Raw genomic sequence first — 2,061 nt, 5'->3', positions numbered from 1 at the left:
GTGGTAGCGGCTGATCAGAAACACGGTGTAGTCGGTGCCGGCGCCGAGCAGGATCGCGGTCATGAACGCCACGGTGAACTGCGAGACCGGCATGCCGATTTCCCCCAGGGCAGAGAGCACCCCACGCCCGACGGCCAGGCTGATCCCGATCACCAGCAGCGGCAGCAGCGCGGTGAACACCGACCGGTACACGATCAGCAGGATCAGCGCGATCAGCCCGGCGGTGGCGATCGAAATGAACACCAGGTCGTGCTCGGCTGAGGCGATCTGATCGGCGAACGTGGCCGGTGGCCCTGTCACATAGGCCGTGGTGGACGTGTTGGCGAATGCCGTGTCGGTGAGATCGCGCACGGCTTGCACGGATTCGGCCGCGGTGGGATCACCGAGCGTGCCGGCCACCCCGACCGGCAGATACCAGGCCTTGCCGTCACCGCTGACCGCCTGGGTTCTGGTGACCGGGTCGGCCAGCAGATCCTGGACCAGCAGGACATGGTCGTGATCGGCGCGCAACCGCCCCACCAGATCCTGATAGCGCAGCTGATTATCGGGGGTCAGACCGGCCGGGTCTTGCATCGCGACGAACAGCATCGTCTTGGAGCCCTGCTCACCGAACGCCTCACTCATGCGGTCCACGGTCTGAAACGAGGGCACATCACGCGGGATCAGATCGACCGACTGTTGGCGCACCACCGTCTCCAGCTGCGGGAACAGCAGCGCCAGCACCACCGCGGCCGCGATCCATCCACCGATCACCAATGCCTTGTGGCCCACCGTGAACGCCGCGAGCCGACCCAACCGGGCGCTGTATTCCGAAGATCCGGACAGATCGACGCCGCGCCGGCCACGGGAAGGCCCAGCATCTCCGGTTCGATCGCCCATCCCCACGCCTCCCAAGAAACGAAACTATCGGTATCGCTACGATACTAATAGTCCCACACGAGGATCGGAAGGGCCGCGCCGACCTTTCGGGCCATGGTTGCGGCTGGGCGCGGTGGGGGGTGAATTAACTTGCGGTGTCCTCAGATTCGTCGTCGGGCAGGTCGTGGCGCACCACCCGCACCCGCCCGCGGGGCAGGCATGCCATGTAGCCGTGGCGTTTGCCGTAGAGCTCCCAGGAGGTCGCGGCCTCCTGGGGGGCGACATCGATGCGATGCCCGCGGGAAAAACCCAGGTGCAACCCGCCGCCCTCGTCGCACCACGCCCCCGTGCACACCGCGCCGGCCAGGTCCAGCAACGGACGCTGCTGGACCGAGACGTTGCCCGGGTCGATGAGGACCTGCTCTTCGGGATAAGACGATCCGATCGGCGGCAGGGTCAGCCGGATCGGGGTGGCGATCACCAATTCGTTGTAATCGTCGAGGTCGAGCACCAATCCGTCGCGCAACGAGACACGCTGAACGGTGCACCGCTCGATCCAGGGGGTATGCATGCCCGGCTCCCTTCGACACGTCGTTGTGTCGCTTTATGGTACTGGGAGTAGCGCAGCGATACTACTAGTATCGCTAAGTGGTGGTGTGGGTGCCGTGCACCAGCTGTCGGGTTGTGCGGTCGATGCGTTCGCGGGCCAGGTCCGCATCGATCCGGCCGCCGATGACGGCGATCAGGTTGGCCAGCCACACGTCGGCGATCAGGCTGGCCACGTCCCGGTCATGTGCGCTGGGTGTGGGCCCGCCCAGGGCGCGGGCCAGCATGTCCTCGATCACCGCGACAGCGTGCTCGATCGCGCTGGTGGCCTCGGTGTCGGCCACGACGAACGCACGCACCATCGCCTCGGTCAGGTGCGGGTTGGCCTGCCAGGCTGTGTGCAGGTGGGTGGTCAACCGCCCCAGCCGGGCCTGCGGCGCCAGTTCACCGGTACTCCAGACGAATTCGGTGTCGAGACGTTCGAATTCGCGGGCCAGCACCGTCACCAGCAGATGGCTTTTGGATCGGAAATGCCGATACAGCGAGCTGGCGGCAATGCCGGCCTGCGCGGCCACCGCACGCATCTGCACACCGTCAAAACCGTGTGCTGAGGCCACCGTCCACGCGGCATCCAGGATCGCCTCGCGACGCGCCCAC

General features: G+C 66.3%; 3 protein-coding genes. All 3 read right to left on the bottom strand.

Annotated elements, in window-relative coordinates:
* The coding region (locus tag TX88_RS35360; RefSeq protein ID WP_044520986.1) for an MMPL family transporter at positions 1 to 879 on the bottom strand (879 nt) is incomplete at its 3' end.
* A gap of 124 nt (positions 880 to 1,003) precedes the next feature.
* Positions 1,004 to 1,429 (bottom strand): DUF6188 family protein, encoded by a 426-nt coding sequence (locus TX88_RS26175; RefSeq protein WP_003882618.1) that lies wholly within the window; start codon positions 1,427 to 1,429, stop codon positions 1,004 to 1,006.
* A 73-nt stretch (positions 1,430 to 1,502) separates the two neighbouring features.
* The coding region (locus TX88_RS26170; protein WP_044520981.1) for a TetR/AcrR family transcriptional regulator at positions 1,503 to 2,061 on the bottom strand (559 nt) is incomplete at its 5' end.

The sequence above is a fragment of the Mycolicibacterium septicum DSM 44393 genome (assembly GCF_000455325.1).
Taxonomy (GTDB): Bacteria; Actinomycetota; Actinomycetes; order Mycobacteriales; family Mycobacteriaceae; genus Mycobacterium; species Mycobacterium septicum.
This window is presented reverse-complemented; position numbering and strand designations above follow the sequence as displayed.